Origin of the sequence: Halovenus amylolytica, from assembly GCA_004015825.1 — an archaeon.
Classification (GTDB): domain Archaea; phylum Halobacteriota; class Halobacteria; order Halobacteriales; family Haloarculaceae; genus Halovenus; species Halovenus amylolytica.
In genome coordinates, this window is sequence record SAYS01000022.1 from 65,205 (window position 1) to 72,819 (window position 7,615).

A 7,615-nucleotide genomic window follows, 5' to 3' on the forward strand; every position below is an offset into this window, starting at 1 on the left:
TGTCTTGCGGCCACAGTCGAGCTCGCTGGCTGCCTGGCGTTGACTCATCTCGTCTTTGGCTACGTGTCCAGCGTCTCACAGACGCGGTGGTAGTTACCACTCTCGATAAGTTTCCCGCTGTCTTTTTCGAATCCGAGCGGGGCTGGACCATGGTGATAGTCCTCGCTCTCTTGTCGCGCGGCAATTCCTTGGCGTATGTTTTGGCGTTTGATCTTCGCATCGAGTTCCGCAAACACACCGAGCATTTGGAAGAGTGCCCGCTGATACGGGTCTTCGTCTTCCACTTCGGGACGTAGAACCATTCGTTCCGACACGATATGTACCGCAACGCCGGCGTCCCGAAGCCGTTCAACGGTACGCTCCAGATCCGAAATACTTCGCGCCACACGAGAGACCTCGTGGACGACGACGGCGTCTACTCGGCCGGCGTCTGCGTCGTCAAGGAGACGCTGATATCCAGACCGCTCAACGTCGGTGCCAGTAGATTTGTCTCGATACACTTCGATAGAGGAGGGGTCTACGCCGAGTTCTTCGACAGCGTATTCGTGAGTCGCTTCGAGCTGTCGGTCAAGGTTTTGGTCCGCAGTCGAAACCCGAACGTAGGCGGCTGTAGGCATAGATTCGCCCACGGTACGCGGATATTTAAAAGATCGAGCTTACGCCCATATGGGCAAGGAGTACACTTTCTACAACCGGGGCGTTATTAGGACTTTACGAGTTTACCTATTCCGTCAGCTAATCAATCGTGTGTATAGATCAATAGAATGGATAACAATCGTTGAACAAGAATTTTAATAGACCTATGAGTAGTATAAAGACGAGATGCATTTCTTACCGACTCCAGAATTCGGTGAGAGAGGCCATGAATTCACATATCAATTACCACTTCAGAGTGAGCATTTAGAAGGAAAATATATTCCAGCGATTGATGGCGTGTATATTTCTGATGAAGATTTTTCAGATGGAGATTCGTTTGTCGAGGGGCCAATCAAATTCCAAGAAGGTGATAAAATAATCGAAAAAACTAAAAATATAGCGAACAAGGAAAGTGTGTTTCAGCATGAGATGGGTCATGCCATCCTTACTAATGATGCTATCACGCAGAGTAACATATTTTCATCACAATTTCTTTACACCAAAGAATTGATGCGCTTAACAGCTGTTAAGGATCTAGAAGAAAATATATATGATGAAGAGGTCTCTGAACATATAACAAATAGATTGAAACAAACAGTACACAATTACTTATTTGTATCTCTTCAAAAAAAGATCCTCAAACCAGTTCATGAAACATTTGCATTAATTACTGAATTATGTTATTGCGAAAAAGAAACGTCTGAAGCAATTTTAGAACAAATAACGAGAATTGATCAAAAGTTGGGCAGAGACAATTTGGATCAATCACATTTTGACCCTTTTATAAAAGAGGCGGAAGAATCTACTTGGAGTATGTCTCATCCGGGATATGATCCACTCGCCTATTCTCAGGAAGAACAGGTAGAGCAATGGGAAAATTTTGTATACTCATATCAGCGCTCTTGTCTCATGGCGTCGTGGTTTATTTTTAATACACTTGATGAGGAATTTGCACACGAATTACTCAGCCAAGCAGCGCGTTCCGCCGTTTATATGCATTTACTTTCTGAGAAGGATGTCTCGGATATTCCATCACGAGGTGTCCCAATAGTATTGTTCGCTGATGCTATCGAATCTTTTTATCAACAGAGATTTGCCCTGAGACAGTTACGAAAAAATGGTGTGGAAGATGAATTAATTGAACGCATCTATCAAGAATGGCTTAGCTTTGGCTCAATTGGGCTTGAGAAAGTAAGAAGAAAGATAATTCAAAATACACCGGATATCAGTCCGGGTGAAGGTCTACCGTCGTACAAACAAGAGATACAATATCTGCATGAAAGGGTCGAAAGAATATCTGGTCCAACTATAGTATTTATTGAAAATTCTGAATCAAATAATCTCAATATCTATTATAATGAAGGAGGAATTCCATTGAGATTTATACTTTTCACACTCCTCCGACTACGGCTATTAGAGATAATTTCACGAATGAATAGCAAAAGAACAAAATTTGATTTTTTTACTGAGAATTATAATATGATATTTGAAGCAATTTCACGTGATATCGGAGCCTCAGATCTAAATGAACACTATTTACAAAATTGGGAATTAATCGCCAATTGGTGTTACGAAAAAGAAAAATATGATGAAATTTTTGAAGAAGCAGTCGCTGAATATCAGACTGAATTTGAAAAGTCAGGGTGGGGTGAAATAAAGGGGATACTCTCTGAAGATTTCAAAATTGGCTCATTTAACAATTATAATCCAGGAAGATTGCCTCAAAAACTCGCATTCTATGCGAGTCTGCCGCCGACCAGGCAATTGCGACATACAACTTCGTTTATGCCGATATTTTATAATCAGATGACGAATTGGCGAGAAATATCGATAGAAGATTTCATTTCCGGAAATATTTCTTCAATAACTCAATTTAGCGGTGTCAAACCTGAAACATCTAGAATCAGAAGATTAAGTCGAATAGTTGAAAGAATGGTTGAGTCATTTGATGATGGAGATGAATTTATTGGGAAAGTATATGGAAGAGCACTAGGTGATATAATTAGCTATATTCCTTTTAATAGCTACAGTCAATGGCTTTCTCGCATTTTTAGAGCCTTTGAGATGACATATATTAAAAAAAATATGGGGATAGACTCAATAATTATATTAAATAAAGAAATGTTCAAGAGTTGTAGTAAAGAAATCCAGAAAGAAGATCGGTCAGGTGTTAGAATAGCAGCAAAAAAAATCACTGACTACACTTTTGAATCATCCGAACTTTCTGGAAAACAACCAGCTGTTATTCAGTCTTCGATGGTGAAATGTATCAAAGAAGTAAATTCCGATATAGAAAATTTAACCGGAATTCGACTATTAATTGAGTATCTTTGTTTAGTAGATTCTCAATCTGAGTTCCCTACGCTAGTTGAGGCATCATTAATTAGAGCAATGACTGATATAGCAAAAGAAAATCTATCAGAACCGGATCCATCTATCATAAATATCACCGAACTTGTACTTGGAGATCTCTACTCAGACAGTGAGACCCGATTAGTTGTACTGATCAAATTAATCCTTACTTCGTCGTACGTCATGGACAAAGATTTTCCGAATGAAAATTACGAGCCTTGGATTCAACTTTTTAATTCAAAGATAGAAGAATACTTCAAATCATATATAACATAAGATCACAATTATTTCTCCCATGCTGAAGTGCACCTTTCTCTTAAAACTATAATTTCCTCTTCATCTTTTTTTTCGATATCTATACACTCAACTCTATCTAATTCTCTAATATGTCTCGAAAACTCTTCCTTATTTATTGTTTGGACACTATCCAACTCTTGGCTTTTCTCCTTTGAGATGTGAAACAAATTTTCCTTGGGTATCTCCCATTTTTTATGACGGTGTTCGTATGCCAAAGCATATATCAGGCCAGCAGGCGCCGATATTTGTACTTTCGAATTATTAATCAAGGTGGCACATAAAACGGCGACTGCACTCCCGATTATCGTTGGATCACCTGATAGTAATGATCCTGTTTGCCCAAATGCTGCAAAAGCGGTTTCGATATCAAACACTTTTATATTTGATATTTTGCTGGAATACGATTCTGTTTCGGAGGTATATACCTTTGTAAAATCAGTTTCTGGCAACTCATACCTATTCTTAATTGCCTCGTCTACTAATTTTTCAGCATGATCGAGATCAACTTCGTCGACAGTTTCAGTTACTATTTCGGCGATTCTTCTTTCGGCGGTCTTCATATTTTCCTCCTACTGATAGTTGGAACTCACATCAATAGTATCATTCGGTCAATCAGAATTATCAGATCAAGATGATGAACTACTATAGCAACGATCAGTCATCATTCACCGGGAATGGATGAGAAATGAGACACCCGACGGTCATGCGAGTCGCACTTGCCGGGGCGGCAATCGTCCGGGATTTTTTATATGTGGGGGGTCAATGGCGAGACAGTAGCAAGCTGGATTCCAATATAGAGGGAGTCAGATCCGAGAGGCCAACATACTGTTCCTGCAGGGGAACCCGGCCTCTCACGGCAATGACCAGGGTTCGAATCCCTGTCGGAGCATCCTTTTCCCGTCGCTGTCTGGTGGTTTTTCGCTCGTGACACCATGGAGCGAGCACGATGTTCGAAGGCAATGGAAAAACTACGAACGAACCACACCGTCGCAGTCTTGCGATTAGAAACCTGCGCTGAAAGACTCCAACGCCTACGCTTTCAAGTTGGCACACAAAATACGTGCCCTCTATTCAGCACTTGCCACTATGACGGATTTCAGACATCGGATTTGAGCGACTGCGAATATAGAGGGTGGATGCAGTACGTTGAACTGAACCTCTCAATGCCCGAGGGTTCCAACACGGTTGTCACTTCCTATGTATCGACGCTTCAAAAGCGACACCAAGTGCCATCCCGATAGCGATCCAGAGCGCAAAATCATCTACTGCGATCCCAATAGTTGCTCCGATAGAGAAACCGATTAAGAGCCCCCATCCTTGCTGAGATCTCCAATTGTACCACTTGTGTGTTTCACGGTCACCCATGATATCCTCCGAATAGAAATAGGATCTCGAACGGTCTTTACACCAACTACGATTCTCCACCGACGAGAATAGAGATGTCCTTGATACCTGGCCTCCAAACCAAATCAGGTCGTATTCGTAACTGAGACACCGCTGTCTACAATGCTCATCTTCTGGTCCGGATGGGTGGTCATCGATATACGCATTGTATTCATCACTCCCCTCTTGATGGTTTGCGTAGATAATTTCGGGGGGAGCGACCGATTAGAGTATCTATGAAACACCCGACCAGCGTTGAACGGAAATGGTGATCGAAAACCCAACTCGCTGGAGCTGTGTGTCAAAGCAGTATCTATTCAGTGGAGCATACGATGGCTCGCAGCTCGTCAAGAAGTTCTGGATTCTCCTCAACAATCGTCTTCATTTTATCATGTGCCTGCACATGGCAGCCATTACACAATGTAACGAGGTTATTTTGATGGTTCGGTCCGCCTGCAGCAAAATAATATGATGAAGTTGGAAATCAGCTCCCTCTTCTTTCGTTGGAGTGACGTCGATGTTGCACCGCTGGCATTCGTACTCGTCGCGGTCAAGAACCACTTGTCGAGTGGATGCTGTGAGGGTTCGTGACTCAGCAATACTTTCGGCGTGAATGTGCATATGGTGGGCTTTCATCCCTGCCTCACTCGCAAAAACTCTCCCGGAGAGTGGACACTTGCTCGGATCCTCCCGACTGACGAGACTCACGTTGTGCGCAATAGTGTGGTGAGCCTTCATATCAACCGCACGAGCAAAATCGTCCCAGCCACAAGTTGGACATTCGTGACTTGACATTGTCCTTTCGTATGATCCGTGATCTATTAGAAGTATGCGAACACTCGAACTATCGTTAGGTTCGTTCTCAGTCTCCCGATTACGACTGCGTCATTCAGGCCAGCCCTCCGTGCGAGATATGCGCCCTCAACTCAGCACGGATAATGAGAGTTGACGGATATTAGACCGCTTTCATCGGTGCTGGACTTGCCGAAGAGCGTCAGTCGTGGCTCTTTCGGAGATGCGAATGTACTTCTGCGCTGTTGCCAAGTCGCTCCAGCCGATCAGTGCTTGGAGCGGAACGGGTGCAACTCCTTGATAGGCGCGGTAGCTGGCAGCGGTCGCACGGAGACAATGCAGATAGACTCGGGCATCAATGTTTGCTGGCTCGGCGGCAACTGTCACCCGTCTATTGACAGTAGTACGCGATCGAGGGAACGATTCGTACTGGTCAGTGAACCGCTCCAGACACAACTCCAGCCGGAGCGACAAATCAATCGGGATCGACCGCGCGGAAGCAACGGTCTTCGGGTGCCAGCGAGCTTCCATCACTTCTTCATGTGTGTGTTCCTCATTGTGAGCCGTCTCTTGTACCGCTTGCCGGCGACAATAGCCGCACTCGGAGAGTTCATGTTGTGGAATGCGAAGCAGCATCCGATCCCAATCGAGTCACTCTGCTCGGAAGTGCGCGATCTCGCCAGCTCGGAGTCCGAGTCGGCCAGCGGCCAGACACAGGAACCGTGCCCATTCATTCGACTGCTGATCGTTGTCCGTCATCCACCACAAGAACGCTGCTCACCCGAATTCAAAGGCGACATATCGGTGACAAGTCAACAGAGTGCCCGCTGCATATAGAGTGTGTAGTCAGCACGCCGGCTGTGTTTGGCACCATTAGTAAACTCTAGCAGTTCAAAATCGAGTGGCACTAGCGACTCGCTTGTTCTCGGTACGCTTCCAGCCAATTCCCTGCTTTCTGCCCCCGTGCGAAGGTATATAGCCGCAATCGGAGTAGTATCAAATTGAGGATGAGAGAGTGCCAGTGACTACTCCCGACGCTCACTCCCTGTCAGGAATCGATAGACGGACGCTCCTTGTACTAACGGGAACCGCTGGAATCACGACTTTCTCCGGTTGTCTGTCCGCGCCGTCCTCCAGCGGTCCGTCCTACGAGCACATCGAGATCGACGACGGTCCGACCTTCGGGCCCGGTCTTCAGGACGTGACCGAGCAGGGCTACTACGCCGCATTAGTCGTCACCGATGATGAAGCGGAGCTACTCGATTTTGAGCGGCTATCAGACGTGGAGGCGGCGTTCGTCAGGGGGACAGATTTCAGCGCGTCCTACCTCGGGTTGGTCCAGGTTTGTCCCCTGAATTCGTCCATGCGATTCGAGATCGTGGACATTCACGAAAGCGATGTCAACCTGACTGTTAACGTGGTCGTTCGAGACGAGACACCGCACTCGGACGACCAGGTCATCTCTACCCTACTGCTCCGGGTTTCCCATCCGGTCCCAGACCGCATCAGCGTCGAACTGGATATCGCTGACCACCATGAGACGTTCTCCGGGACTCGTCCCTGAACTCGCCTGTCTGGCACGAAGCAATCCGTATTCGGGTGACGTCGTCGGGTGTATCCTGGTGCCACTTCAGTTTTGAACTGATCGAGTCAACTGATACTGGTGGCTGTCAATTCGGACAAATATTCGACTACCGTGAGAACGAGTTCTCACGAGGATCGCCGCACGCTGTTCGACTCACCCCACGTCGGGTCGAAATTCGTTCATTTCTTACAGTCACCAGGATGAAAAGCGCTGTAGCACACGAATCTAACAATTCACGACTGATAGTGATTATTACGAGTCTGTTCCAGAGGGAGACTCTGTCTCCCGAGCAGACGGTCACTGGCCGTCGACGCCGAGTGAAGAGAGACTCACGCTTTCAGGGTCGGAGCAGCCTCGTTTTCGTGGCAGTGCCGAAAATTACCGCAATAATCACTATGAAACCGCACTCCGTCACACTGCTGTATAAACGCTATAACCGCGTTGCATCCGTCTTTAGCTAAGCCACCTCTGCGGTTCTTGGCTGGATACCGGTAGCCAGTCGTTCCTGAAGCACGAGACGCTGCTGATGGATTTTTTGGGCATCTTCGATTAGCCGATCCAACAGCGGTG

General features: G+C 45.9%; 6 protein-coding genes and 1 pseudogene. 2 read left to right on the plus strand and 5 right to left on the minus strand.

Going from position 1 to position 7,615, the window contains the following annotated elements; translation table 11 throughout:
* Window positions 1-59 precede the first annotated feature (59 nt).
* Window positions 60-617, minus strand: a complete 558-nt coding sequence (locus EOW68_RS16120; protein WP_431358996.1) for a recombinase family protein — start codon at window positions 615-617, stop codon at window positions 60-62.
* 205 nt (window positions 618-822) lie between these two features.
* Here EOW68_RS16120 and EOW68_RS16125 point away from each other — a divergent pair, with 205 nt between their 5' ends.
* Entirely contained in the window at window positions 823-3,264 is a 2,442-nt protein-coding gene (locus tag EOW68_RS16125; RefSeq protein WP_128226194.1) for a hypothetical protein, read from the plus strand.
* Between the two features lie 8 nt (window positions 3,265-3,272).
* On the opposite strand, the gene EOW68_RS16130 is transcribed toward EOW68_RS16125, so the two are convergent.
* The 4 genes and pseudogenes from EOW68_RS16130 to EOW68_RS16135 all read right to left on the minus strand — a co-directional run bounded on the left by EOW68_RS16130 (window position 3,273) and on the right by EOW68_RS16135 (window position 6,096).
* Window positions 3,273-3,845, minus strand: coding sequence for a hypothetical protein (locus tag EOW68_RS16130; RefSeq protein WP_128226195.1), 573 nt, complete (start codon window positions 3,843-3,845; stop codon window positions 3,273-3,275).
* 628 nt (window positions 3,846-4,473) lie between these two features.
* The gene (locus tag EOW68_RS19100; RefSeq protein ID WP_489666326.1) at window positions 4,474-4,650 is read right to left on the minus strand and encodes a glycine zipper domain-containing protein; all 177 of its coding nucleotides are present in this window, start codon (window positions 4,648-4,650) and stop codon (window positions 4,474-4,476) included.
* A 331-nt stretch (window positions 4,651-4,981) separates the two neighbouring features.
* Window positions 4,982-5,116 (minus strand): annotated as a pseudogene (locus tag EOW68_RS18915) (hypothetical protein); the annotation flags it as partial.
* Between the two features lie 518 nt (window positions 5,117-5,634).
* Window positions 5,635-6,096 carry a tyrosine-type recombinase/integrase gene (locus EOW68_RS16135; protein WP_128226196.1) on the minus strand — a complete coding sequence of 154 codons (462 nt, stop codon included), beginning with the start codon at window positions 6,094-6,096 and terminating at the stop codon, window positions 5,635-5,637.
* Window positions 6,097-6,481: 385 nt separating this feature from the next.
* Here EOW68_RS16135 and EOW68_RS16140 point away from each other — a divergent pair, with 385 nt between their 5' ends.
* On the plus strand, window positions 6,482-7,024 hold the full coding sequence (locus tag EOW68_RS16140) for a hypothetical protein (protein WP_128226197.1): 543 nt from the start codon (window positions 6,482-6,484) through the stop codon (window positions 7,022-7,024).
* The last annotated feature ends 591 nt before the right edge of the window (window positions 7,025-7,615 follow it).